Raw genomic sequence first — 25,703 nt, forward strand, 5'->3', positions numbered from 1 at the left:
GCCGAAGCGGGGCGACAGCGTTAGCATAACCCGATGTTCTTGAGGGGGTTTTCTATGCAGGTTTTCGACGGGCACAACGATCTGTTACTGAATTTGTGGCTGCACCATCGTGATGCGCCTGCTGAGGCGTTCTTTGCCGGCGTGCCTGAGGGCCATCTGGATTACCCTCGCATCCAGCAGGGCGGATTCGCAGGTGGGCTGTGCGCGATTTTTGTTCTGCCGAAGGATTACCTAGCGCAGGTCGCGTCCACGCGTGCTGCAGAAGAACCTTATGATCCCCTGACGATAATGTGGCAGCAGCTTGACCTGCTGCAGCGTATCGTGGCGCACGCGGAGGGGCGGGTAAAACTGTGCCGCAGCGCGGCAGAAATCGACGCCTGTCGCGCAGAGGGCGTTTTGGCGTTAGTCGCCCATATCGAAGGCGCGGATGCGCTGGATCCCGACGGCGAGGCGTTGACGGCGTTTTATCATGCCGGGGTGCGCTCGATTGGGCCTTTCTGGAATCTGAAAAACCGCTTCGGCGAAGGGGTTAGCGGCAGCTTTCCGGGATCACCCGACACCGGTCCCGGCCTGACGGCAGAAGGGGAAGCGCTTATCAGGCAGGCGGCCGCGCTGAATATGATGATTGATGTGTCCCATATGAACGAGAAGGCATTCTGGGATACCGCGCGGCTCGGCCTTTCCCCACTGGTCGCCAGTCATTCCAATGCGCATGCTCTCTGTCCGCAACCCCGTAACCTGACGGATGATCAGCTTCGGGCGATTCGCGACAGCGGCGGTGTGGTCGGGATTAACTTTGGCAACGCTTTTCTGCGTGCTGACGGAAAACGTGACAGCGACACCGATTTGACAGAAATCGTCAAACATTGCGATCACCTTATTAACATAATGGGCAGCGATCATGTGGCCTTCGGGTCAGACTTTGACGGCATTTCGGTGCCCGATGCGCTCGGCGATGTCAGTGGGTTGCCCCGGTTGCTCGCTGTTTTTCGCGACAAAGGCTATGATGAAAGCGTGCTGGAGAAATTGACGTGGGGAAACTGGCTGCGGGTTTTACATCTTACCGGCATCCGTTAACACGTTTTCTTACGGGCTTTTCGTTGATTTCACCCCAGGGTCTGCGAGAAAATAGCGTGACAAGGTTCGCATTTTAATCCCTGTTACGATGCTGTCTTGCAGTACGTTCTTTGTCTGTTTATTTATAAGGAAGAAAATTATGTGGAAAAAACCAACATTTGTTGATCTGCGCCTCGGTCTGGAAGTAACACTGTACATTTCCAACCGTTAATCCTTTGCCCGCCGCTTGTGCGGGCATTTTGTTTCAACACCTGGTCCCTTTCATGTTTATTAAAGTCCTTGGTTCGGCGGCAGGCGGCGGATTCCCGCAATGGAACTGCAACTGTCCCAACTGTCAGGGTGTCCGTAACGGCACCGTTCAGGCGACGCCGCGTACGCAGTCCTCCATTATTGTCAGCGATAATGGCGAGGACTGGGTGCTGTGCAATGCCTCCCCCGATATCAGTCAGCAGATTTTGCACACGCCAGAACTCATCAAAAAAGGTGTGCTGCGCGGTACGGCGATCGGCGGCATTATCCTGACTGACAGCCAGATCGACCATACTACCGGTCTGCTCAGTCTGCGTGAAGGTTGTCCGCATCAGGTATGGTGCACGCCGGAAGTCTATGACGATCTCACCACGGGTTTCCCGGTGTTCACCATGCTGAAACACTGGAACGGCGGCTTACAGCATCGCCCCATTCGCCCGTTAGCGCCGTTTAGCGTGGACGTCTGTCCGGATCTCCAGTTCACTGCGATTCCAATCCTCAGTAACGCACCACCGTACTCGTCTTATCGCGATCGGCCGTTACCGGGCCATAACGTGGCGCTGTTTATTGAAAACCGCGCAAACGGCCAGAAACTGCTGTATGCGCCCGGACTGGGCGAGCCGGATGCGGTGATTCTGCCGTGGCTCGAACAGGCGGACTGCCTGCTGATTGACGGCACGGTCTGGCAGGACGATGAATTACTCTCCGCGGGCGTGGGTAAAAATACCGGCAAGGCCATGGGCCATCTGGCGCTGGCCGAAGAGCAGGGGCTGATGGCGTTACTCGCCCGTCTGCCCGCAAAACGCAAAATCCTTATTCATATTAACAACACCAATCCCATCCTTGACGAACAGTCGCCTCAGCGTCAGTACCTGACTGAACAAGGCATTGAGGTGAGTCAGGACGGAATGGCGATACAGTTGCAGGACGAAAGATGCTGATTACGGAAACCCTGTCGCCTCAGGCCTTCGAACAGGCGCTGCGTGATAAAGGCGCGTACTACCATATCCATCACCCTTATCACATCGCGATGCACAATGGCCAGGCCACACGCGAGCAGATTCAGGGCTGGGTGGCGAACCGCTTCTATTATCAAACCAGTATCCCGTTGAAGGATGCGGCCATCATGGCCAACTGCCCGGACCCGGCCACCCGGCGTAAATGGGTACAACGTATTCTGGATCACGATGGCAGCCAGGGCGCTGATGGCGGCATTGAGGCCTGGCTGCGGCTGGGCGAGGCGGTCGGGCTGACGCGTGAGGCATTGCTTTCTGAACAGCATGTCCTGCCGGGCGTGCGTTTTGCGGTAGATGCCTATGTCAACTTTGCCCGCCGCGCTAACTGGCAGGAGGCGGCCTGCAGTTCGCTGACGGAGTTGTTCGCGCCACAGATTCATCAGTCACGGCTCGACAGCTGGCCTCAGCACTATCCGTGGATTAAAGAAGAAGGCTATTTTTACTTCCGCAGCCGTCTGAGTCAGGCTAACCGCGACGTGGAACACGGTCTTGCCCTGGCGCTTGAGTTCTGTAATACGGCGGAAAAACAGAACAGGATGCTGGAGATTCTGCAGTTCAAGCTGGACATTCTCTGGACGCTGCTGGATGCCATGACCATGGCTTACGAACTTCACCGCCCGCCTTATCACAGCGTGACCGATAAGGCCGTCTGGCACACAACCCGACTGGTATAATGATGAACGAACACACAATTGTCGCCTTTCGCCGTGGCTACCGTATGCAATGGGAAGCGGCACAGGACAGCCATGTGGTGCTTTATCCCGAAGGCATGGCGAAGTTAAATGAAACCGCAGCGGCCATTCTGGCGCTGGTGGACGGCAAACAGGATATCGCTTCCATTATTGCCACGCTGGATGCTCAGTTCCCGGACGCGGGCGGCGTGGGCGAAGATGTGAAAGAATTCCTGCAGTCAGCTTATGAACAGAAGTGGATACAGTTCCGTGACCCAACCTAAACCCGGCGTCAACCCACCGCTCTGGCTGCTGGCAGAGTTAACCTATCGCTGTCCGCTGCAGTGTCCGTACTGTTCGAATCCCCTGGATTTTGCCCAGCAGGCGCGCGAGCTTACCACCGCACAGTGGATCGAGGTCTTTCGCCAGGCCCGTGCCATGGGCAGCGTGCAGCTGGGCTTTTCGGGCGGTGAACCGCTGACGCGTAAGGATCTGCCCGAACTCATCAAAGCGGCGCGTGATTTAGGGTTTTATACCAACCTGATCACCTCCGGCATTGGTCTGACGGAGAAAAAACTCGACGCATTCAGCGAGGCCGGTCTGGATCATATTCAGATCAGTTTTCAGGCCAGTGATGAAACCCTCAACGCGGCGCTGGCCGGCTCGAAAAAAGCCTTTCAGCAGAAGCTGGAGATGGCGCGCGCAGTGAAAGCCCACGGCTATCCGATGGTGCTGAATTTCGTACTGCATCGCCATAACATCGACCAGATCGATAAGATTATCGATCTGTGCATTGAGCTGGAGGCAGATGATGTTGAACTGGCGACCTGCCAGTTTTACGGTTGGGCACAACTGAACCGCGAAGGGTTATTGCCGACGCGCGAGCAGATTGCCCGGGCGGAGGCGGTCGTTAACCGCTACCGCACGCAGATGAACGAGCGGGGCAGTCTCACTAATCTGCTGTTCGTTACGCCAGATTACTATGAAGAACGACCAAAGCCGTGCATGGGCGGTTGGGGCGCGATTTTCCTGAGCGTCACGCCAGAAGGCACGGCGCTGCCGTGCCACAGCGCGCGACAGTTGCCGGTGGCCTTTCCCTCGGTCCTGGAGCAGTCGCTGGAAGACATCTGGTATCACTCGTTTGGTTTTAACCGCTACCGGGGGTTCGACTGGATGCCGGAACCCTGCCGCTCCTGTGATGAAAAAGAGAAAGACTTTGGTGGCTGCCGCTGCCAGGCCTTTATGCTGACCGGCGATGCCGATAATACCGATCCGGTCTGCAGTAAGTCACCGCATCACAGCACAATCCTTGAGGCGCGCCGTCAGGCAGACTGCAGTGATATCAAAATCGGTCAGCTACAGTTCCGCAACCGCACCAATTCTCAGTTGATCTATAAAACGCGGAATCTGTAATGCACACACGCAGCCTGACCCTGAACGGACTCCGCGTGACGCTCGTCCACCAGCCGGACGCAACGCAGGCGGCGGCGCTGGTGAAGGTGGCGGCGGGCAGTCACGATGAACCTGATAACTGGCCCGGCCTGGCGCATCTGCTTGAGCATATGCTGTTCAGCGGTGGCCAGCGCTGGCCCGACGAAGGGCGGCTGATGAGCTGGGTGCAGGCGCAGGGCGGGCAGGTGAATGCCACCACCCTGGCGCGCCAGAGCGCCTTTTTTTTTGAAGTCGCCCCGGACAGTTTGACTGATGGCCTGCTGCGCCTGCAGGATATGCTGAGCGCACCGCGGTTAACGCCGGAGGCCATTACTCAGGAAATTGCTGTGATTGATGCCGAGCATCGGCTGCTGCAGCATCACGCTGCGGCCAGAGCAGAGGCGGCTATATTCTCAACGGTCATCGCACCGGCCAGTTTCCAGCGCTTTCAGACCGGCAACAGGGCGGTTTTTGGTGACAACGTCACTGAATTGCAGGCTGCGCTGCGGGCGTTTCATCAGCGTTTCTATCACGCCGGCACGATGACGCTGTGGCTTCAGGGGCCGCAGCCGCTGGACGAACTGGCAACGCTGGCTGAGATTTTTGCTGCTCCTTTTGCCCTTCGGGATGCGGGCAGTCTTCCGGCACCAGACGTTGAATTATCGGCCGACAGGAGGCTGATGTTGCAGCAGGACGGCCCGTCCGAAGTGACGCTGAGCTGGCTGTTACCAACGGCGTTAAGTGACAGTGTCACGCTGTTGCGCGAGTTTTTGCTGGATGAAGCCCCCGGCGGCTTGCTGGCCGCCTTCTACGCGCGCGGGCTCGCCAGTCAGCTACAGATAAAATGGCTGTATCAGTCCGCAAAAACGCAGTGGTTGATGATGACAGTGACGGGTGAGCAACCCGCCGTGGTACAGGCATTGCTGATGTCATTTTTCGCCGCCTTGAGTCATACCACAGCGACGCAGCGGCAACACTACTGGCACCTGGCGCAGCGGCGGCTGGCTGCATTGTCGCCCTTAATGCAGCTTCAGGCGCGGGCTTTAGGGTTTGCCGCCACGGGCGACTGCCCCGAACTCTCGCCCTTATTACAGACGCTGGCCGGCGTGCCAGCAACCACCCTGGTTTGTGCCGCTGACGTGGCTGGCGAATCACGCAGCGTACAGGGTTATGCGCTCACCCTGGCGCGCTGGCAGGTGCCCGACGTCAGTGTTCCCCCTGTTGAGTGGTTTTATTATCCCGGCCCTAATCCTTTCCCGCCCGCCAGGCTGCCCACCACCGCGGTGACGTTGCCACACATTCACCCGGATGAAACCTCCGGCACGCTGATACTTCGTCCCGAACTGTACAGCACGCTGGCGGCAGGTCAGGCCTGCGAAAGCGCCTTGCGGCCGGTGTTTGCAGTACTGCGTCACTTTGGCGGCGGTGGGGAATGGTGTGAAAGGCAGGGCGTCTGGCAACTGACGCTGGACTTACCCGCCGACGAGGCGTTGCTCAGCGCGGCGCTGGCGCAACTGTTATCCTGCCTGATGCCGACAACGGAAGAGGCCAGCTCTGCCATTCCCGGTATTGCAATACGCGAACTGCTACGACAATTGCCTTACTGCCTGGCGTCGTCCGTGCAGCCGCAGCGCTGGCGGGCCATCCTTCTGGGCGGTAATGCCCGTCGACATCAACAACTTGCGCAACAGCTCAGCGTGCTGAAGGTCAATTCTGCTACATTACCCGCGCGGGCATGGGTGAGCGGCGAAAGCAGGATACCGCACCCCTCGGACGACAGCGCCATTCTGCTGTTCATACCACTGGCCGATCCTCAACAGCTGGCCGCCCTGCGCGCGCTGGCGCTGCTATACGCGCCGCGATTTTATCAGCGCTACCGTGTTGAACACCCCATCGGTTATGTCGTCAGCTGCCGTTACCAGCGTTGTGTGGATATCGACGGTATTCTTTTTGCGCTTCAGTCACCGACCCTGTCTGCCACAACGCTGATTCAGTATTGCGACGATTTCCTGCAGCAGATGACGTCCGTGAAAGACGCGGCCGATCTCGACGGGGTGAAAACACAGTTAGCCGCAGCGCAGGAAGAACCCACCGTCGAGGCGCTGCGTCAGGCTAACGGACTGCCCACACTGACGTCACAGGATATTGCTGCCCTCAGCACTCAGCAGTTAACGCAGCTGCATCACCAGTTATGCAGCCAGAAATCAGCGTGGCGCATCTTACGTACAGACGATAAGCAGTAGAATAATTACTCGTCGATATTGTTGAATGATTTTGATTGTTTACGCCAAATCTCTTCACTTTTTATTCCTGCCGCTTTGCACCAGACTCAATGTGACGCCATAAAAAAAGGAATGAAAAGTGAAAGATGTTAAACGTTTTACACTGCCACTGATCGCAGTTGCCGCGCTGTATATCCCGGTTTCTCAGGCTGAGACAATGCACTACCAGCTGGATCCACAGCATACGTCGGTCGTTATGAGCTGGGAACACTTCGGCTTCTCGCATCCTACCGCCGATATTCCGGATGCCACGGGGTCACTGGTGTTCGACAGCAGCAAACCCGAGCAGTCGCGTGTTGACGTGACCTTGCCTGTCACCAAAATTGACAGCCATGTGCCTGCACTGACGAAAGAATTTAAAGGCGCCGACTATTTTGACGTCGCCAAATACCCGAGCGCGACCTTCCGCAGCACCAAAGTCATTGCTAAAGGCGATAACAAATTTGACGTAGAAGGTAATTTGACGCTGAAAGGCATCACCAAACCGGTTACGCTGCACGCCACGCTGAACAAGCAGGGTGAGCATCCGATGGTGAAAAAGCAGGCGATTGGTTTTGATGCGACCGGCACCATCAAGCGTTCTGACTTCAAACTGGATAAATACGTGCCTGCGGTCAGCGACGATGTCAAACTGACCATCTCCACCGAAGCGTACGCAAAATAACGCTTTCAGCATGTTTTCCAGCCCGGCACATCCGTTGCCGGGTTTTTTTATGCCCGCTTCACCCAACGTCACCGGTACAGCACAGCTCGCTTTGCGCAAACGTTCATCATCGTGCCGCGCGTGTAAGAAAACCCGGTGAACGGTTAACCGGACAAGATGAATCCTTTTTCGCTGCCGAAATAACCGGTATCTATGCTGACCGCCAAAATAACCCGTCAGCATCACAGTGAAAAGTGAGGCGAAAATCACAAATCTGCATCGCGGTTTTTTTGTTATCCGGACACGCGCCAGAAATAACGGTTTCTCTTCGCCTGATGATATTTAACCCGTTGTTTTATCAACCGAAGCTCACAGACCGGGCGCGCTTATTAATTGTGATTTAATTCACATAAACACCTGTTTTAACCCCGCTGTCAATCTATCCACCCGGCAAAATACTCTCGTTTTTGTGATCTCACTTGCAAATATAAGGCTTGTATCCCGAAACAATAGCCCGCAGACGCATTGAGCCAGAGAGGAATGGAGAATGAGAATCGGGATGGTAATCAGCGGCGGCGATGTTACCGGCATAAATAATTTTATTTTTCAGATTGCGAGAATGACGCAGGCGGAAATGCTGTTATTTAATGGCGGTATTCCGGGACTTCTCGATAATGTCTGTCAGGAAATTGCGCAACGCGATTTAGTGGATTTCTCTGTTACCTCGATTCCGGTTATGCAGTCGGGAAGGACCACGCGAAAATTAATTCGCAGCGAATACGAAACCATCACCCGACAGCTTAAGGCATTGCGTATTGATGTATTAATTATGGCCGGCGGAGATGGCTCACTGCAATTTTTACATACGCTGAGCGAATTCGGTGTGAACTGTTTTGGCATCGGTATGACGATTGATAACGATGTCTTCGGCAGTGATTACACCGTGGGCTTTTCAACTGCCTGTGAGCAGGTACTTAAAGAGGTGGCAAAACTGCGGAATACGGGCCGCGCATTAACCGGCCGGGTATTTATGGTCGAGTTGCTCGGCGGTTACTGCGGTGAACTGACGCTGCAATCGGCAATAAAATCGAATGCGGATTTTGCGTTAATCCCCGAGTGTCAGATTCCGACGGCGACGCTGGCCGGGCGCATCACTCAGCGCCTCAGTGAACAGAACAGCGTCATTATCCTGTGCTCTGAGGGCTATACACGTGAATATTCACCGGGCTTTCAGGGCGCAATCGATACCTTAATTAAGCAACTTGAACCGTTGATCGGTGTGCGCATTCGCAAAACGATTGTCGGTTATGGACTGCGTAATGGCGATCCCACCTGTGAAGAAATTTATCAGGGTACCATTATGGCAAGTGAAGTGGTTCGTTGTATTCAATCCGGAATGCGCAATAAAGCCGTCATTATTAACGGCAGCAATAAGCCTATTCCGATTGACTTAATAAGCATGAAGAAACGCCTGGTCGATACAGAAGGGCACCATTATAAACTCGCTAAACAACTGCAAATAGTGTGAGGAGAAAACATGCTGAAAATTTTATGTGTTTGTGGTTGTGGTCTGGGTTCAAGTTTCGCCATCGAAATGAGTGCGAAAGCCGTTTTAAAAAAACTGGAAATTGAAGCCGATATCGATCACACCACAATTTCAGAAGCTAATGCATTTAAATCCGACATGATTCTGACGCAAAAAGCGTTTGCGGATGTTTTAAATGCTGACGCCACACCAGAACAGATTAAACGGGTCATTATATTAAATAAACTTACCGATAAAGCCGAAATTGAGCAAAAGATCGTGGCTTTCTTAAAAGAACGTAATATGAAGGTTGCTAATCATGAATAGTGTAATCAATTTTCTGGTTAAAGATTTACTGGGACAGGCATCCATTCTTATCGCTTTTATTGCGCTGATTGGGCTGGTGCTGCAAAAGAAATCTGCGGGAAAAGTGGTAGAAGGGACATTTAAAACCCTGCTCGGCTTCTTAATTATGATGGCGGGCATCAATATTATTGTCGGCGCACTGACCTTCCTGAACAGTATCTTCACCCACGGCTTTGGCATGCAGGGCTACATCACCGATGTGGCTGCCATCGCCGGGCTGGCCAACCGTGAACTGGGCTCCGAAGTGGCCATGACGCTGCTGGTGATCTTTATCGTCAATATCATCATTGCCCGCCTGACGCCGTTTAAATACATCTTCCTGACCGGACAGGCGTTGTTATGGATGGCCACGATTGGTGCGGTCATCGGCTATAAAGCAGGCTTAACCGGCTTACCGCTGATTCTGACCGGCGGGATTTTTGGTGGCGTTATGGCTGTCGTGATGCCCGCGCTGGCCCAGCCGGTGGTACGGCGTATTACCGATTCGGACGATGTTGCCCTGGGCCACTTCTGTACCATCGGCTATCTGCTGACGGCGGCCGTGGCGAAGGTGGTCGGTAAAGGGTCACGTTCGACGGAGGATCTGAAGTTACCGGACAACTTCAAATTTTTACAGGACACCTACCTGTCAATGGCGGTGGTGATGGTGCCAATGTACCTGATCCCTGCGCTGGCAGCCGGTCCCGCCTTTATTGCGCAGTACAGCAGCGGCACCAACTACCTGATGTATGCCTTTATGCAGTCCATTCAGTTTGTCGCGGGCGTGTTTGTCCTCTACAGCGGTGTGCGACTGCTGCTGAATGAACTGGTTCCGGCATTCCGTGGCATTGCCATGCGGCTGGTGCCGGATGCGAAGCCTGCACTCGACTGCCCGGTCATGTTTCCTTATGCGCCTAACGCAGTCATTGTCGGTTTCCTGGCGACCACGCTCGGCTCCGTGGTCGGCATGCTGGTGTTCCCGATGTTTGGTCTGGCAATGATTCTGCCGGGTCTGCTCACCAACTTCTTTGCAGGCGGCACGGCAGGCGTGTTTGGTAATGCGTTGGGGGGCCGGCGCGGAGCGATGATCGGGGGCTTCGTGCACGGCTTATTCATTACCTTCCTGCCGGCCATTCTGGTGCCGATGCTGGAAAGTTATGGCTTTACCGGCGTGACCTTCAGCGATTCCGACGTCATCAGTACCGGCCTGGTTTTGGGACATGCTTTCCAGAATAACTGGTTGTTCGTCGCCGTATTCGTCGCCTTTGTTACCGCTATCGCCTGGTTTGTTAACGGAAAATCCACTTCATCCCGTGAGGAAAACGTGCATGAAACTTTATAATTTTACTGACCTGCTCAAGATTGCCAAAGAACGTGATTTTAAAGCAGTGGGCTCGTTTAATTTACATTGTCTGGAAATGCTGCCCGCCTTTTTTAAGGCGGCAGAACAAACCCACAGCCCGTTAATGATTCAGATATCTACCGGTACGGCAAAATATCTCGGACACGAATTACTGGTCGATGCCGTTAAATCTTTAGCGAAAAGTAAAAATATTCCAACCTGTCTGCATCTGGATCACTGTTCTGATTTAGAGGCGATTCAGACAGCGATTAACGCCGGATTCAGTTCGGTCATGTACGATGGCTCACATTTACCGCTTGAGGAAAATATTGCTAATACCCGACGGGTTATTGATATGGCGCGCCCGCTAAATGTCTCCGTGGAAGCTGAGCTGGGCGCAATCGGCGGATCGGAAGATGGTAAATGCGTGGAGATGGATGAAATTGCGTTTACCCCTGTAGAGGATGCCAAGCGCTTTGTGCACGAAACGGGCGTCGACATGCTGGCGATTTCCATCGGCACCGTGCACGGCCTGTATACCGGGAAAGCCCATATTCAGCACCAGCGCCTGGCCGCAATCACCGACGCCACCGCGACGCCGCTGGTCCTGCACGGCGGAACGGGCGTGAGTGATGAAGATATGCGCCTGGCTGTCAGCAGCGGTATCGACAAAGTGAACGTGGGCACCGAGATGAATGTCCAGTGGGTGGCGCAGTGCAAAACCACGTTCGAAAAAGGCAAAGTAAACGACAGCGTGCGTAATTTCCTGGTGCCCGCTAATAATGCGGTAACCAATGTATTAGTGGAAAAAATGCAGTTATTCCGCTAACCCCATTTATCCCGACGTAAATAAACCTGAAGTGCCCGCGCGCTTTTCGGGGCAGGAGTCGCTATGTTTGGATTCATGAAAAAGAAAGTGGAAAATCAACCGCAGGATGCGGCCGAACAGGATCGCCTGGCAGAATCCGTCAGCGAGAAAATAAGGCAGCTGGAAGCGAAGCTGGCCAGTAATACCGCCGATACCGACACGCAAAAACAATTAATGCTGGAATATAACCGGGCATTATCACTCTATGCAAAAAGCCGTCGTTACCGGGATCACATCGATCCTCTGTTTGTGAAAATTGATGAATTACGCAATCTGGTGCGAAAATCAGTTTAAGGAGCAGTAATGACCATTAAACAGTTATTACAGGAAGCCAGTGCCATTCAGGTCGGGGTTGCGGCCAGCGACTGGCAACAGGTGATCGCCATGGCGGCCAAACCGCTGGTGGCGGGCGGCTATATTCGGGCCTCGTATCCTCAGGCTGTCATTGATAACACGCTCACGCACGGTGCCTATTATGTGTTTGAAGAAGGTATCGCCATTCCTCATGCCCGCCCGGAAACGGGCGTTATTCGCGACTGTTTTAGTCTGATTGTGCTGGCAGAACCGATCTCGTTTGGGGGCAGTGAAAAGGCCGATATCGTCATCATGTTCGGTGCCCGTGACAGTAATGCCCACATTGAAGAGGGCATTCGCGCGATTGTCTCGCTGCTTGACGATGACGCGACGCTGGTCAAACTACGCCAGGCCAGTAGCATGGCGGACGTCATGGAGATCTTATGACCAGACAGGCGGAAAGTAAGCGAGTAGTACTGGTCAACGGAATTCCCGCCTCGGGCAAAAGTACGCTGACCCGGATGCTGTCCGGGCGTTTCACCTTACCGGTATTAACGCTGGACAGCATTAAGGAGCCCTTCATGTCCAGCTTCGCCCCGGTCGATCGTCAGCGTAACCGACAGCTCGGCTGTGCGGCTTACCAGGCGATCTGGAATATTGTGGGCCAGTCACCGGTGAACACGGTTTTTCTGATTGATGCCTGGTTTGGGTTTCAGTCGAAAAGCGTGCTGGAGCAGGGTTTGCAGCGAGCGGGCGTGGATGAGGTGCTGGAGATCTGGATGCAGATCTCACCCGATGAGGCGGTGGCGCGTTACCAGGCTCGCCTGGCGCAACGCATGCCGGGTCACCCCGGCGTGGAGTATCTTCCGGAACTGCGTCGTCTGGCGGAAGAAGCACAACCCATGGCACTGGGGCCGCTGCTGCGGGTTAATGCCAGGGCCATCGATGAAGCGGCGGTTTGTCAGTGGCTGGCTCAGCATACGGGAAAGAAGGACTATACTGCGTCTGTTGAGGATGAAACAGAGGAGCCGCCCCATGCCACAGCCCCCTTATCTGCAAACGGGCGAGAGCGTCGTGCTTTATGATGGTGTATGCAAACTTTGTACAGGATGGGTGCGTTTCCTGTTGCGCCACCGGCTGGCGCGGCAGGTCCGTTTTGCTTCCGTCCAGAGTGAGGAGGGCAAAGCACTACTGAGATGGGCCGGCCTGCCTGACGACAATATCAGCACGATCGTCTACATTCGGGATGAACAGCACTGGCTTCGGGCGCAGGCTATTTTTCGCGTTTTTCAGCAGTTGCCGCTGCCGTGGCGCATTATGAGCGTGCTGCGCTGGTTGCCGAAACGCCTCAGTAACCTTTTTTACGACGCCATTGCGCTGAACCGCTACAGGCTGGTTGGCCGCTATGCGACGCAACAGCCCATTCGCGCCGATTATCCAGGCCGGTTCCTGTCGCATCAGGCCTGACGACACCGCTTTACCCGTCATCGCCTGCAAAGGTGAATTAAAACCATCATTTTTCTTCAGGTTTACTAATATTTTACAGGCAGGTTAACAACGTAATGGGAAGGTAATACGTTGTGCCTGGGCTGTATAACTATTGAAAATGGAGAAAATCATGCGCAACACCTCTGGACGATCGGCCATCGCCGTGACGCTTTACGCTCTCCTCGAACCTCTACCGGTGGGCTTTTTTGTAGCGGCCTGGCTGTTCGATATCGTCTATATGAAGACGACTGTCATCTTCTGGTCTGTCAGTGCCAGTTGGTTAATCGCAATAGGTCTGGTCATTGCTGTTCTGCCACGAGTAATTAGTCTTATTTATCTGTTCCGCGGCAGCAGCGCGCCAGAGAAAACCCATTTCTGGATCTCGCTGGTGGCTATCCTGCTGGCTATCGCTAACGCCTTTATTCACAGCCGTGATGCGTACGCCGTGGTGCCCACGGCGGTGATTCTCTCAACGCTGGTGGTGATACTGCTACTGCTGGCGAATGTGCAACTTGCCCTTCGTCAACGCATCGCTTAAGGAGAAGCCCCAATGAAAATACCACAATATTCCCTGATAGCGTTGGCGCTGACGGCCCTGTTAGCCGGGTGTGATAACGGTGCGTCGGTCGCGCCTGAAAAACAGATTGGTGCGAATCCTGAGCTGCCGGAAGCCAAAAATTTTATGGTACCGCCGATGCAGGTGCCCAAAGGTGTTCCGTGGAAGAACGGCGAAATGCCTAAGGTCGCCGAGGGGCTGAAGATAGAGAAGATTGCCGATAAGCTTCAGCATCCACGTCAGGTCTACGTGCTGCCGAACAACGATATTTTGGTCGCGGAATCCAACGGCACACCCAAACCCACGACCAAGCCGAAAGAGTTGATTACGGGTCTGGTAAAAAATGCCTCAGGCAAAGGGGGCAAAGGCGGTAACCGCATCACCCTGTTGCGTAATGTGAATGGCAAGTGGGAGCAACACCGCTTTATCGAGAATCTGACCGCGCCGTTTGGCATGCAACTGGTCGGGAATACTCTGTATGTGGCAAATGCAGACAGTCTGGTGAAATTTCCCTACAGCGAAGGACAAACCGAGATTCGCACCGCGCCGGAAGAGGTGACCGAATTACCCGGCGGGCCCATTAACCACCACTGGACAAAAGCGCTGTTAGCCAGTCCTGATGGCAGCAAACTGTACGTCGGCGTCGGGTCGAACAGCAACATCACCGAAAACGGTATTGGTGCGGAATACCGCCGTGCCGCCGTGCTGGAGGTCGATGCCGCCAGCGGTGCCAGCCGTATTTATGCCAGCGGCTTGCGTAACCCGACGGGGCTCGACTGGGAGCCGCAGACGAAGCAGCTGTGGGCGGTTGTCAACGAGCGTGACGAAATTGGCTCGGATCTGGTGCCTGACTACCTGACGTCTGTTAAAGAGAAGGGCTTCTATGGCTGGCCCTACAGCTATTTTGGTCAACACGTTGATGTACGCGCTCAGCCGCAGCGACCGGATCTGGTCAAAACAGCCATCAAGCCTGATTACGCTCTGAGCTCGCATGTCGCCCCACTGGGCCTGTTGTTTTATGGTGCAGAGAATATGCCGCAGTACCGGGGCGGTGCCTTTATCAGCGAACACGGGAGCTGGAACCGTAAGCCACTGAACGGCTACAAGGTCATCTGGGTGAAATTCGAAAACGGGAAACCGGTGGGGCAACCGCAAACCGTGGTGTCCGGCTTTTTGACTGAGGATGAAAAAGAAGTGCACGGCTTACCGGTGGGCCTGGCCAGCGATAAGCAGGGCGGGTTAATTATCGCCGATGATGCAGGTGATACGATCTGGCGCGTCAGTTCAGCGAAGTAATTGCGACTGCGCAGGCATAAAAAAAGGATTTGGCACAACGCCAAATCCTTTTTTCTTTTGTTCGTCCTGCGGCGGGTAACCGGAGGATAAACGAGGTGCTCAGCACTCTCCACAGGTTGAGTGTAAAGAGTGACAGCGAAGACTTCAAGTTTGGCCAAAATACTGTATATTTATACATGTGTTGAGCGTCGGGCATCGCACCGTGGTTAACTGATTGCTTCCAGGGGAGCACGGTTATGTAAATCCCGGCAGGTCCCAGGTGGTGCTGGCCTGTGGCTTAAACCATGAGTGCCGCTCAGCCCTCTCCACAACGTTGTGCTCAGGCAGTCGGCGGGTAATGTCAGAGTCCTGGCTGCTGAACAGCGCGCTCCCTAAGCAGGAGAAGGAAAGTGATGGAACTGACTAAGCTGATTCTGGAGATTATCCGGGTCATCTTGCAGATCATCGTTGCCCTTTTGCAACTGACCGGTCATGCAAAATAACCGGAACTTTGACCAAGGCGGAGCTAACCACTCCGCCTTTTTCGTTGTCAATTGTCTGTCATGTTATCCGGCTACAGTGGCGCGGCAGTCAGGCGCCTTACGGGCATCACTTATCCAGACCTCAGACCAGAGCCGGGAGCGTTTCCATGTCACTTGCCGCGGTAAAACCCGCCAAACTTCAGCAAACCGAAATCGATGCCAGCGTACGCATGCGTGAAACGCAGATTGGCGCGCAGTGTGAAATTCTGGCTCACAGCTATCTGGAATACAGCACCCTGGGCGATTTCTCCTATGTAGGTGAACATTGTTGCATTGCCGACAGTGAGATTGGCCGTTTCACCGCGATCGCTAATCAGGTCCGGATTGGCGCGCCGAATCACCCGATGAATCGCGCGTCACAACACCGCTTTACCTATTGTCCGGAGTATTACGACGCGACCGCCACGCGCGACCACGGTTTTTTCACCGCCCGGCGAGAAGACAGAGTGATCATTGGCAATGACGTCTGGATCGGTCATGGCGTGATCGTATTGCCCGGCGTCACGGTGGGCGACGGGGCGGTGCTGGCGGCGGGCGCGGTGGTGACGAAAGATGTGGCAGCCTATACCGTGGTCGGCGGCGTGCCCGCCAAACCGATTCGGGTTCGCTTCCATCCGGCGATTGCCACGCGCTTACAGCACATCGCCTGGTGGAACTGGCCGCTGGAAAAGATCATGGCGAACCTTGCCGATTTTCAGTCAGAGGATATTGAGCAGTTTTGTGCAAAGCATGGCTGAATGCGACGGGGAAATAAACGGTGGCGGATGCCACCGTCTGACAGGGCGGTTTAGCGTTTAGCCCGCGCGTCCAGCACGGCCGTGGCGATGCGGTCGCCAATGGTTTTGTCGATATTGCGCCAGTATTCAAAAGCCCGCGACAGCACCGGCTCTTCCACGCCGTTCAACAGATGGCCCGTGACGTTGTTGACCAGCCGGTCACGCGCGGCGTCATCCATCACCTTATTGATCAACGTATTCGCCTGGCCTACGTCATCGTCGTCCCGACGCAGTGAATAGGGTGCCCGTACCATATCGCCGCTGGCAGACCAGACCGAGTCGGTCGGATAACGTTCACCATCGGCAACCGGGCCGCCTTTGCTGTTGGGCGCATAAACCGGGTCGGATACCGGATTCATGCGCATGGCCCCATCTTTGCTGTAGCTGTTGACCGGCGACTGCGGCGCGTTGACCGGAATCTGCTTATAGTTCACCCCGAGTCGGGCGCGGTGGGCATCCGCATAGGCAAAGACGCGCCCGAGCAGCATCTTATCCGGGCTCAGGCCAATACCGGGTACCAGATTGTTGGGCTCGAAGGCAGCCTGTTCAATCTGCGCATGGTTATCGGCAGGATTGCGGTTCAGCGTAAGTTTTCCAACTTTGATTAACGGGTAATCGCTGTGTGGCCAGACCTTGGTCAGGTCGAACGGGTTGTAGCGGTAATCGTCTGCCTCCGCAAAAGGCATGATCTGCATATAGAGCGTCCAGCTCGGGAAGTGACCGTTTTTGATGGACATGAACAGGTCGCGCGTATGGTAATCGCCGTCTTCGCCTGCCAGCTTATCGGCTTCCTGCTGCGTCAGGTTTTCAATGCCCTGATCGGTATGGAAATGGTATTTCACCCAGAACTTCTCGCCCTGTGCGTTTACCCACATATAGGTGTGACTGGAGTAGCCGTTCATATGACGCCAGCTTTTGGGAATACCGCGATCGCCCATCAGCCACGTGACCTGGTGCGACGATTCCGGTGACAGCGTCCAGAAATCCCACTGCATATCGTTGTCACGCAGATTGTTGTCCGCACGGCGTTTTTGCGAGCGAATAAAATGCTGAAACTTCATCGGGTCGCGAATAAAAAACACCGGCGTATTGTTGCCCACCAGGTCGTAATTGCCTTCGCGGGTATAAAACTTTATGGAAAAACCGCGTGGATCGCGCCAGGTATCTGGGCTGCCGCGCTCGCCAGCCACGGTTGAGAAGCGCATCAGCACATCCGTTTTCGTGCCGGGCTGAAAAACGTTGGCTTTGGTGTAGCGACTGACATCTTCAGTCACCTCAAAAAAGCCAAAGGCGCCGCTCCCTTTTGCATGTGGCTGCCGTTCAGGAATACGTTCACGGTTAAAATTCGCCATCTGCTCAATCAGATAGTGATCGTGCAGTACCAGTGGGCCGTCCGGTCCTACCGACAAAGAGTGTTCATCGCTGGCAACCGGAATGCCTGCATCTGTGGTGGTGGGTTTACGCGCATCGTGACTCATTCAATTAGTCTCCATGTTTATACGGGTATTGCATGGAATAAGCGTAGCGTAAAACGCAGAAGCGCAACGGCAGATTGCATCCCAATAGCCGTTTTCTCTCACACACACGTGACCTTTATCGCGCCAGGCCCATCCCGTTGGGACTTTTCGCACTCTGAACCCGGCTTTCCACTGACGAGCTATCCGTGACGGTTATCGCATTTCAACGATCCTGTCTGTTTTGGTGCTTGCGTGTGGCGCGGCAAGGCGTAAATTATCTTATAACTTCACAATTAAGTGTGAAAAAGAAAAGTACATTACAACCCTGTGATGAAGGATTGCGCCACATGTCTGATTTAAAATTTGCCACACGTCTTAACTCGTTTGCATCGGGGGCACATCGCTACTGGCCAGCGTTACAGGGGAAGCCCTCCGTTATGCAAATGGTGGCGCGTGCGGGTACCGTTAATGGCCTGACCCACCTGGATCTCAACTATCCCCAACACCTTACGGCAGATATCAAAACGCTGCGTCAGGCCATTGAGGACGCGGGACTGGCAGTGAACGGCATGCAGATGCGTTGGGATGCACCGCAGTTCAAGATTGGCGCCTTTACCCATCCTGATGCCAACATTCGTCGCGAAGCTATCGAGCTCACCAAGCGCGGCATTGATGCCGGACGGGAATTCGGCTCAACACTGATGACGTTGTGGATGGGGCAGGATGGCTTTGATTACTGTTTTCAGGTCAATTACAAAAAAATCTGGGAAGACGCGGTCAGCGCAGTGCGCGAAATTGCAGAATATGCCCCGGATGTCGACGTGAGTATTGAGTACAAACCTAACGAACCCCGCGCCTACAGCATCTTTCCTAACGTCACAACCTGCCTGCTGGCGGTGGAAGAAGCGGGCTGCCCGAACCTGGGGATCACCCTGGATTTCGCTCACGTCCTGTTCGCCAATGAAATTCCGGCCTGGGCTGCCGCCATGGTCGCACGCCGCTCCCGGCTGCTGGGGCTGGATCTGAATGATGGCTGGGGTAAACGTGATGACGGGTTAATGGTCGGAGCGGTGAATCCGCGTGCCACGCTGGAATTCCTGTGGCAGATGCAGCGCGATGGCTATCAGGGCGCATATTACTTCGACACGTTCCCGGACGCCAGCGGGCTGGATCCAGTGCGTGAAGCCGAAACCAACATCGCCACCGTGAAACGCCTCCTGAAACTGTGCGAGCAATTTAATGATAACGCGGCGCTGGCCGAGGCTATCCGTCATCAGGATGCCGTGGCGTCGCAGCAGATCGTCAACGACATTATGCTGGCGCGTTAGTCATCGCGTCGGTGTGAAACCATCCAGATGTACCTTACAAATGCATAATTAGAAGGCTAACAATATGAAAAAACGTCTCCTCGCTGTGCTGGCCTCGTTGCTGCTCGGTTCCAGCGTTTACGCAGCCGATCTGGCACCCCTCAAATCCGATACCGAAACGGACCGTACTGACTGGTCACAGCTTGACAGTCAATACGGTGCGATGCCCAAGGTCGATAAGTCGCTGAAAATTGGCGGCGTATCCAAAACGCTGACCAACGAATACTGGCGTTTACTTGGTGAAGGCTACCAGAACGCGGCCAAAAAATATGGTATCACCGTGGCTTATCAGGCCGCGGCAAATGAAGACGACCAGCTGGGACAACTCTCGATTGCCGAAACGCTAATCTCTCAAGGGTTTAACGGCCTGTTGGTTTCACCTCAAACCGATATCAACCTCGAACCCGCACTGGAAAGCGCCAACAGCAAAAAAATTCCGGTCGTGAACGTCAACGATGCCGTCATGCCAAACGCGGAACACTACGTTGGCAACGTCCAGAAAGACAACGGGGTTCGGGTGGCGAAGTGGTTTATTGAGCACCATCCCCAGGGCGGCAAGGTTGCGGTCATTGAAGGGCAACCTGGCGTTTACGCGGCTGGCCAGCGCACCAGTGGTTTTAAAGAAACGCTGAAAGCGAACGGCAAGTTCAATGTGGTGGCCAGCGTGCCAGCGAACTGGAGCCGTGAGCAGGCTTACAATGCGGCCAGCACCATTCTGCAACAGCATCCCGATCTGATTGGTTTCTACGCCAACAATGACACCATGGCCCTTGGCGTGGTGGAAGCGGTGCGCGCAATGGACAAGGCAAAACAGGTTGCGGTATTTGGGACTGACGGTATTTCAGATGCCTATGCCTCGATCAAGCGCGGTGAGTTGACCGGCACAGTAGACAGCTTCCCGATGCTGACTGGCGAAGTGGCGATGGATGTGATGCTGCGTCTCATCGACGGCCAGAAAATTTCACGTGTCGTCTCAACACCGCAGGCGCTCATCACCAAAGAGAATGCCGATGCCTTTTCTACCAAAGACATGGATAAGCTGCGTCAGCTGTTAGCGCAGCAGTAAGCCAGGCGGAGAGTGTATGGAACAGTATCGCTTAATGATGCGCGGCATCAGCAAAACCTACGGCAGCGCTGCAGCTTTACAAAATGTCGACTTTTTTGTGAAGCCGGGTGAAGTGCATGCCCTGATTGGCGAGAATGGTGCGGGAAAATCCACCCTGTTAAACATTCTTTCCGGCGTGCGCGATGCGGACAGCGGTGAAATCAGCGTGAACGGCCAGACGGTACACATGAAAAACCCGCTCAGTGCGCGTCATGCAGGCATTGCGATGATCCATCAGGAGCTGCAGCATGTTCCCGAACTCTCCGTTGCGCAGAACATGTTTCTGGGCCGCCCGTTAACCAAAGCGAAGGGGTTGTGGGTCGATAAAGCGGCACAGTTAGCGCGTGCCACGTTAATCCTGAAGCGCCTGGATCCGACGATCGATCCTGATATGCCGATTAAGGCGCTAAAGGTTTCGCAACAGCAGGTGGTGGAAATTGCGCGTGCCTTACTGGATGACGCAAAAATCATCGCCATGGATGAGCCGACGTCCAGCCTGACACCGCAAGAGTTTGACCGTCTGGCTGAACTGATTGCCGACCTGAAGTCTCTGGGCGTTTCACTGATCTACGTGTCACATAAGATGAACGAGATCTTCAGCGTGTGCGACCGGGCAACCATCATGCGTGATGGCAAACAGGTCGGGGTCGTTAATATCTGTGATGAAACTGAAGAGAGCATTGTGGCCAAAATGGTGGGCCGCAAGATCGAAAAGCTCGACCACAATGCCTTCGTGACGTCGCAGGAAGTATTACGGGTAGAGAACCTGGGACGGAGCAACGTCATATCGCCTGCAAATTTTAGCGTCAACGCCGGGGAAGTGTTGGGCATTGCAGGACTGGTGGGTGCAGGACGTACCGAACTTCTCAAACTGATCGCCGGTATTGACAGGCGCACCAGCGGCACGGTGCAGGTCAATGGCCGGTTGGTCCCCAACCACAATATCAGCGCGGCGATCCGGGCAGGCATCGGCCTGGTACCGGAAGATCGTAAAAAAGAGGGCATCATCAAAGCGCGCGCCGTGAAGATGAATATGGCGCTGTCGTCTATGCGCCAGTTCACCCTGGCCGGGGTAATCAATAAACTCCGGTTAAATCGCGTGGCGCACGATGTGATGAGCGACCTGAAACTTCGCCCGCTGGATATCGAAAAAACCATCGGCACGCTTAGCGGCGGTAATCAACAGAAAGTGATTATTGGTCGCTGGGTAGCAGCTGATACCAAAGTTTTCTTATTTGATGAGCCAACCCGGGGAATTGATATTGGTGCCAAGTCCGAAATTTACAATCTTATTGAGCGCCTGGCACAGGCAGGTAAAGCGATTATTGTTGTCTCGTCAGAGATGACAGAAATTATTCGTATTTGCGATCGTGTTCTGGTCATGCGGGAAGGGAAGATTACCCAGACATTAACCGGTGATGCGATTACCGAAGAGAATATAGCCCGCTTTGCCATTAAAGAAACAGAAATGGCCTGATCGAACACCTTTAAAGATAAAGGCGATAAACATGACAACGCAAACTAATATGCAGCAGCCAGGGCGTTCTTCGTCGCTGCTTAAATTCAACCTGCGCGATGCCGGAACCTTAATCGGTTTGGTCATTATTGTGGTGACATTCTCATTTTTGTCACCGGTCTTTTTAACCGTTCCCAATCTGCTGAATATTATGCAGCAGTCGTCAATAAATGCCTTAATTGCGCTGGGCATGACCCTGGTAATCATTTCGGGCGGCATTGACTTATCGGTCGGGCCCACGGCGGCGCTGTCCGCCGTATTAGGGGCTACGCTGATGGTTTCTGGCGTACCGGTCCCCCTGGCAATCATGGCGACGCTGGGCATCGGGGTCATTAGCGGCATGTTTAGCGGTTCACTGATTGCTTATGCCGGGCTACAACCGTTTATTGTGACGCTGGGCGGTCTGTCGCTGTTTCGCGCCGTTGCCCTGATTTATACCGGTGGCAATCCGGTCTTTGGCATTCCGATGTCGTTCCGTAGCCTGATTAACAGCACGCTATTTGGCGTGCCCACGCCCATCGTGGTGGTGGCGGTCATTGCTTTGTGCTTATGGGTCGTTATGAATAAGACGCCGCTGGGCGAATACATTCTGGCGATTGGCGGTAATGAAGAGGCTGCCCGGGTAGCGGGTGTGCCGGTGAAGCGCACCAAGGTGACGGTGTACGTGATCTCCGGCATGCTGGCGTCACTGGCCTCGTTGATTCTGATTGGTCGCCTGGGCGCGGCGGAACCCACCATTGGCAATCTGTGGGAGCTGGATGCGATTGCCGCCGCCGCCATCGGCGGGGCGTCACTGATGGGAGGGAAAGGCAGTATTTTTGGCACCCTGATCGGCGTCATTATTCTGGGGGCGCTGCGTAATGGATTGACACTGCTTAATATTCAGGCGTTTTATCAATTGCTCGCTACCGGTCTTATTATTATCATAGCGATGTTGATTGACCGAGCGACCCGAGGCAAGTAATGAAGCAAGATCCGCGAGCCATTGGCGCTCAAATTCGTATGCGATTACCCCAACTGACCCCGTTAGAACGGCGCGTGGTTGAGGCGATCACGGCCCGAACCGACATCACTGAACAAACCTCATTAAAAGAGATTGCGCAGGAGAACGGTGTATCGGAAGCGATGATAGTGAAGATAACAAAAAAGCTTAACTTCACGGGATTCAGAAATTTCAGGAGCAGTTTAATTTATTATAACGCGTCTGAAGTGGCCGGTTTGCATGCAGAAATTGAGCCTGATGATTCTTCGGAACAATTACTGGCAAAAGTTTTCCGCACGTCTATTCAGGCTATTGAAGAAACCCTGTCGGTTTTAGATGTGTCCGAATTTAATCGCGCGGCAGATATTATTTTTAAAGCACGTCATATTGATCTTTATGCTGTCGGCGGTTCGGCAACGGTCGCCCGTGATTTATCCCACAAGATGCTAAAAATAGGGATTAAATCCAGCGCCTATGATGATGCCCATATTATGCTAATGTCTGCCGCCGTATTATCTGATGACGATGTGGTGATTGCCATTAGTCACTCAGGCGCAACGCGTGCCGTGAACGATCCGGTGAAATTAGCCGGTCGCAACGGCGCCAGAGTGATTGTCATTACTAATTACGCGGAGTCGCCTATTGCGCGTCATGCGCATGTGGTTCTTAATTCAACTTCTCAGGGATCGCATCTGTTAGGGGAAAACGCCGCGTCACGAATCGCCCAACTGAATATACTGGATGCGCTTTTTGTGGCTATCGCGAAAAAGGATTTGAAGCGGGCGGAGAAAAACCTGATGAAAACCCAGCATGCGGTTCAGGATCTGCGGGAATTCTGAGCATGAGCAAAATTGCAGTCACCGGCAGTCTTCATTACGACATTATGCTGGATGCCCACCATCGCCCTGAAAAAGGCGAAACGGTCATGGGTACCGCGTGCCGCTATAAGTTTGGTGGCAAAGGCGGCAACCAGGCAATCGCAGCGGCCAGTGCGGGCGCGGCGGTGTGTTTTATCGGGGCCGTAGGCGCGGATGAACAGGGCCGGTTCTTACTGAATCGCCTGCAACAGGCGGGTGTAGAAACACAACACGTTGCGGTGCTTAACGACATGCCCTCTGGTATGAGCGTGGCGATTACCGATGCGGAAGGGGATTACGGCGCAGTGGTCGTCTCCAATGCCAACCAGCATATTTCCTGCCTGCCGTTTGCGCAGGCAGATTTCTGGCAGGGCGTTTCGATGCTGGTACTGCAAAATGAGGTGCCGGAAGCGGTGAATCTGGCGGCGGCGCAGGCAGCACGGCAGCAGCATATTCCGGTCTGCATCAATGCGGCACCGGCGCGCCCGCTCTCTGCTGAATTTGAACGCAGCATTGATGTGCTGGTGGTCAATGCGGTTGAAGCGCGAGACATGAGTGGCATTGTGGTCACCGATCTGTCGTCGGCACAGCAGGCGGCAACCCAACTGGCTGCTCGCTTTCCGTGCGTAGTGGTGACCGCCGGTGAACACGGTGTGGCGTTCAGCGAAGCCGGGAATACGCAAACGTTGCCAGCCCGAAAGGTGACGCTGGTCAGTACGCATGGCGCGGGTGACTGTTTCATGGGCGTATTGTGTCAGGCGCTGGCAGACGGTGAGGCGCTGGCGCTGGCCGTCGCGAAGGCCAATGATGCAGCCGCTACGCATGTTTCGCAGCCCATCCGCTAAAAATAAAAAAAATGCAACGTCAGTGACGTTGCATTATTACGTGATGCGTGGGATTACGAGGCTACTTTCACCACAGTCTTACCGAAGTTTTTACCGTTCAGCATATCAATAAATGCCTTAGGCGCATTTTCCAGCCCGTCAATCACGTGCTCGCGATACTGAATTTTCTTGCTTTCCACCAGCGGCGTCATGGCTTTCAAAAACTCAGGATAGCGGTGGCCATAATCCTGGAAAATGATAAAGCCCTGCATGCGAATGCGACGGGTCAGAATACCGGCCATGATGCGGGAGGTACGGTCAGGGCCTGGCGGCAGCGCTTTTTGGCTGTAGGCAGAAACCAGTCCGCAAACCGGCACGCGCGCCGCCGGGTTAAGCAGCGGGAAGACCGCATCGAACACCTTACCGCCCACATTTTCAAAATAGATATCAATGCCATCCGGGCAGGCATTTTTGAGCTGCTCTTCAAAGTCCTGGCTGTGGTGATCGAGACAGGCATCAAAGCCCAGATTTTCCACCGCATGACGGCATTTTTCTTCGCCACCCGCGACACCTACCACGCGACAGCCTTTCATTTTTCCTAACTGGCCCACGGTCGCGCCCACCGGACCGGTTGCCGCCGCAACAACCAGAGTTTCGCCTTCTTTCGGCTGACCGATATCCATTAATCCCATATAGGCCGTAAATCCGGGCATGCCGAGAATTCCCAGCGCCCAGGAGGGATGCGGCAGGTCGCTGTTCAGACGGGCAACGTCTTTACCGTCAGACACGGCATATTCCTGCCAGCCGCTCTGGCAAAGCACCCAGTCGCCCGCTTTAAAGTCACTGTTTTTGGATTCGGCGACCTGACAAACCGTGCCGCCAACCATCGGCTTATCCAGCTCTGCCGGTGGCGCGTAAGATTTCCCTTCATCCATACGTCCGCGCATATAAGGGTCGAGTGACAGATAAATCGTACGCAGTAAGATCTCGCCATCTTTGATTTCAGGTGTCGGCTGCGCAACATAACGGAAGTTGTCTTCCGTTGGTTCACCCTTGGGGCGTGAAGCCAAAAGCCAGGCGTGATTTGTTGTCGATTGTTCAGTCATAAAGTCGTCCTTTGCATGGGCAAGCCGCTCAGGGTTGCCGGGAATGAATGGCTAAGTGTAGATGACAGAACAAAGCATGCTTAACCGTGCTGGCGGTCAACGGGCAGGG

27 protein-coding genes are annotated in these 25,703 nt (G+C 54.3%); 25 read left to right on the plus strand and 2 right to left on the minus strand.

What is annotated here, in order from left to right; translation table 11 throughout:
* The first annotated feature begins 54 nt into the window (after positions 1–54).
* The 19 genes from C1N64_RS12445 (at position 55) to C1N64_RS12535 (ending at position 16,341) form a co-directional block, all read left to right on the plus strand.
* Entirely contained in the window at positions 55–1,077 is a 1,023-nt protein-coding gene (locus tag C1N64_RS12445) for a dipeptidase (protein ID WP_039340425.1), read from the plus strand.
* A gap of 139 nt (positions 1,078–1,216) precedes the next feature.
* Positions 1,217–1,288, plus strand: coding sequence for a pyrroloquinoline quinone precursor peptide PqqA (pqqA, locus tag C1N64_RS12450; RefSeq protein ID WP_009090272.1), 72 nt, complete (start codon positions 1,217–1,219; stop codon positions 1,286–1,288).
* A 52-nt stretch (positions 1,289–1,340) separates the two neighbouring features.
* Positions 1,341–2,267: a pyrroloquinoline quinone biosynthesis protein PqqB gene (gene pqqB, locus C1N64_RS12455; RefSeq protein ID WP_394514841.1), complete on the plus strand. Its 927-nt coding sequence runs from the start codon at positions 1,341–1,343 to the stop codon at positions 2,265–2,267.
* Positions 2,261–3,016 carry a pyrroloquinoline-quinone synthase PqqC gene (gene pqqC, locus C1N64_RS12460; protein WP_033741349.1) on the plus strand — a complete coding sequence of 252 codons (756 nt, stop codon included), beginning with the start codon at positions 2,261–2,263 and terminating at the stop codon, positions 3,014–3,016. Before pqqB ends, pqqC begins: the two co-directional genes overlap by 7 nt.
* A 2-nt stretch (positions 3,017–3,018) precedes the next feature.
* The gene (pqqD, locus tag C1N64_RS12465; protein WP_110267531.1) at positions 3,019–3,297 is read left to right on the plus strand and encodes a pyrroloquinoline quinone biosynthesis peptide chaperone PqqD; all 279 of its coding nucleotides are present in this window, start codon (positions 3,019–3,021) and stop codon (positions 3,295–3,297) included.
* On the plus strand, positions 3,284–4,426 hold the full coding sequence (gene pqqE, locus C1N64_RS12470; RefSeq protein WP_110267530.1) for a pyrroloquinoline quinone biosynthesis protein PqqE: 1,143 nt from the start codon (positions 3,284–3,286) through the stop codon (positions 4,424–4,426). Before pqqD ends, pqqE begins: the two co-directional genes overlap by 14 nt.
* Positions 4,426–6,687, plus strand: coding sequence for a pyrroloquinoline quinone biosynthesis protein PqqF (gene pqqF, locus C1N64_RS12475; protein ID WP_394514842.1), 2,262 nt, complete (start codon positions 4,426–4,428; stop codon positions 6,685–6,687). Before pqqE ends, pqqF begins: the two co-directional genes overlap by 1 nt.
* Before the next feature lie 118 nt (positions 6,688–6,805).
* Positions 6,806–7,390, plus strand: coding sequence for a YceI family protein (locus tag C1N64_RS12480; RefSeq protein ID WP_039340419.1), 585 nt, complete (start codon positions 6,806–6,808; stop codon positions 7,388–7,390).
* A 526-nt stretch (positions 7,391–7,916) separates the two neighbouring features.
* Complete coding sequence (locus C1N64_RS12485; protein ID WP_054687763.1) at positions 7,917–8,897, plus strand: 6-phosphofructokinase; 981 nt, start codon at positions 7,917–7,919, stop codon at positions 8,895–8,897.
* A gap of 9 nt (positions 8,898–8,906) precedes the next feature.
* On the plus strand, positions 8,907–9,221 hold the full coding sequence (locus tag C1N64_RS12490) for a PTS sugar transporter subunit IIB (protein WP_033741363.1): 315 nt from the start codon (positions 8,907–8,909) through the stop codon (positions 9,219–9,221).
* Entirely contained in the window at positions 9,214–10,581 is a 1,368-nt protein-coding gene (locus C1N64_RS12495) for a PTS sugar transporter subunit IIC (protein WP_033741366.1), read from the plus strand. The genes C1N64_RS12490 and C1N64_RS12495 overlap by 8 nt, the downstream gene beginning before the upstream one ends.
* On the plus strand, positions 10,568–11,410 hold the full coding sequence (locus C1N64_RS12500) for a class II fructose-bisphosphate aldolase (RefSeq protein WP_054687761.1): 843 nt from the start codon (positions 10,568–10,570) through the stop codon (positions 11,408–11,410). The genes C1N64_RS12495 and C1N64_RS12500 overlap by 14 nt, the downstream gene beginning before the upstream one ends.
* A 63-nt stretch (positions 11,411–11,473) precedes the next feature.
* The gene (locus C1N64_RS12505; RefSeq protein WP_039340416.1) at positions 11,474–11,743 is read left to right on the plus strand and encodes a hypothetical protein; all 270 of its coding nucleotides are present in this window, start codon (positions 11,474–11,476) and stop codon (positions 11,741–11,743) included.
* Positions 11,744–11,752: 9 nt separating this feature from the next.
* Positions 11,753–12,190 (plus strand): PTS sugar transporter subunit IIA, encoded by a 438-nt coding sequence (locus C1N64_RS12510; RefSeq protein WP_054687760.1) that lies wholly within the window; start codon positions 11,753–11,755, stop codon positions 12,188–12,190.
* Entirely contained in the window at positions 12,187–12,828 is a 642-nt protein-coding gene (locus C1N64_RS12515; protein WP_367143053.1) for an AAA family ATPase, read from the plus strand. The genes C1N64_RS12510 and C1N64_RS12515 overlap by 4 nt, the downstream gene beginning before the upstream one ends.
* Positions 12,779–13,210, plus strand: coding sequence for a thiol-disulfide oxidoreductase DCC family protein (locus C1N64_RS12520; RefSeq protein WP_375096278.1), 432 nt, complete (start codon positions 12,779–12,781; stop codon positions 13,208–13,210). The genes C1N64_RS12515 and C1N64_RS12520 overlap by 50 nt, the downstream gene beginning before the upstream one ends.
* Positions 13,211–13,361: 151 nt before the next feature.
* Positions 13,362–13,769 (plus strand): DUF2231 domain-containing protein, encoded by a 408-nt coding sequence (locus tag C1N64_RS12525; protein ID WP_006119106.1) that lies wholly within the window; start codon positions 13,362–13,364, stop codon positions 13,767–13,769.
* 12 nt (positions 13,770–13,781) lie between these two features.
* A complete protein-coding gene (locus tag C1N64_RS12530) occupies positions 13,782–15,083 on the plus strand; it encodes a PQQ-dependent sugar dehydrogenase (protein ID WP_054633811.1) in 1,302 nt (433 codons plus the stop codon).
* 628 nt (positions 15,084–15,711) lie between these two features.
* Positions 15,712–16,341 (plus strand): DapH/DapD/GlmU-related protein, encoded by a 630-nt coding sequence (locus tag C1N64_RS12535; RefSeq protein ID WP_283786763.1) that lies wholly within the window; start codon positions 15,712–15,714, stop codon positions 16,339–16,341.
* 50 nt (positions 16,342–16,391) lie between these two features.
* Here C1N64_RS12535 and C1N64_RS12540 read toward each other — a convergent pair whose 3' ends face one another.
* Entirely contained in the window at positions 16,392–17,858 is a 1,467-nt protein-coding gene (locus tag C1N64_RS12540; protein WP_283786761.1) for a catalase, read from the minus strand.
* A 326-nt stretch (positions 17,859–18,184) separates the two neighbouring features.
* Here C1N64_RS12540 and C1N64_RS12545 point away from each other — a divergent pair, with 326 nt between their 5' ends.
* The 6 genes from C1N64_RS12545 to C1N64_RS12570 all read left to right on the plus strand — a co-directional run bounded on the left by C1N64_RS12545 (position 18,185) and on the right by C1N64_RS12570 (position 24,509).
* Positions 18,185–19,165: a TIM barrel protein gene (locus C1N64_RS12545; protein WP_054633809.1), complete on the plus strand. Its 981-nt coding sequence runs from the start codon at positions 18,185–18,187 to the stop codon at positions 19,163–19,165.
* 64 nt (positions 19,166–19,229) lie between these two features.
* Complete coding sequence (locus tag C1N64_RS12550) at positions 19,230–20,270, plus strand: sugar ABC transporter substrate-binding protein (RefSeq protein WP_054633808.1); 1,041 nt, start codon at positions 19,230–19,232, stop codon at positions 20,268–20,270.
* A gap of 16 nt (positions 20,271–20,286) precedes the next feature.
* Positions 20,287–21,786, plus strand: coding sequence for a sugar ABC transporter ATP-binding protein (locus tag C1N64_RS12555; RefSeq protein ID WP_054633807.1), 1,500 nt, complete (start codon positions 20,287–20,289; stop codon positions 21,784–21,786).
* Between the two features lie 31 nt (positions 21,787–21,817).
* Positions 21,818–22,789, plus strand: coding sequence for an ABC transporter permease (locus tag C1N64_RS12560; RefSeq protein WP_054633806.1), 972 nt, complete (start codon positions 21,818–21,820; stop codon positions 22,787–22,789).
* Positions 22,789–23,646 carry a MurR/RpiR family transcriptional regulator gene (locus tag C1N64_RS12565; protein WP_054633805.1) on the plus strand — a complete coding sequence of 286 codons (858 nt, stop codon included), beginning with the start codon at positions 22,789–22,791 and terminating at the stop codon, positions 23,644–23,646. Before C1N64_RS12560 ends, C1N64_RS12565 begins: the two co-directional genes overlap by 1 nt.
* Positions 23,647–23,648: 2 nt before the next feature.
* On the plus strand, positions 23,649–24,509 hold the full coding sequence (locus C1N64_RS12570; RefSeq protein WP_058708172.1) for a PfkB family carbohydrate kinase: 861 nt from the start codon (positions 23,649–23,651) through the stop codon (positions 24,507–24,509).
* 53 nt (positions 24,510–24,562) lie between these two features.
* Here the strand turns inward: C1N64_RS12570 and C1N64_RS12575 are convergent, their stop codons facing one another.
* A complete protein-coding gene (locus C1N64_RS12575; protein WP_054633803.1) occupies positions 24,563–25,594 on the minus strand; it encodes an NADP-dependent oxidoreductase in 1,032 nt (343 codons plus the stop codon).
* Positions 25,595–25,703 lie beyond the last annotated feature (109 nt).

Source organism: Pantoea sp. SGAir0215, from assembly GCF_043543215.1.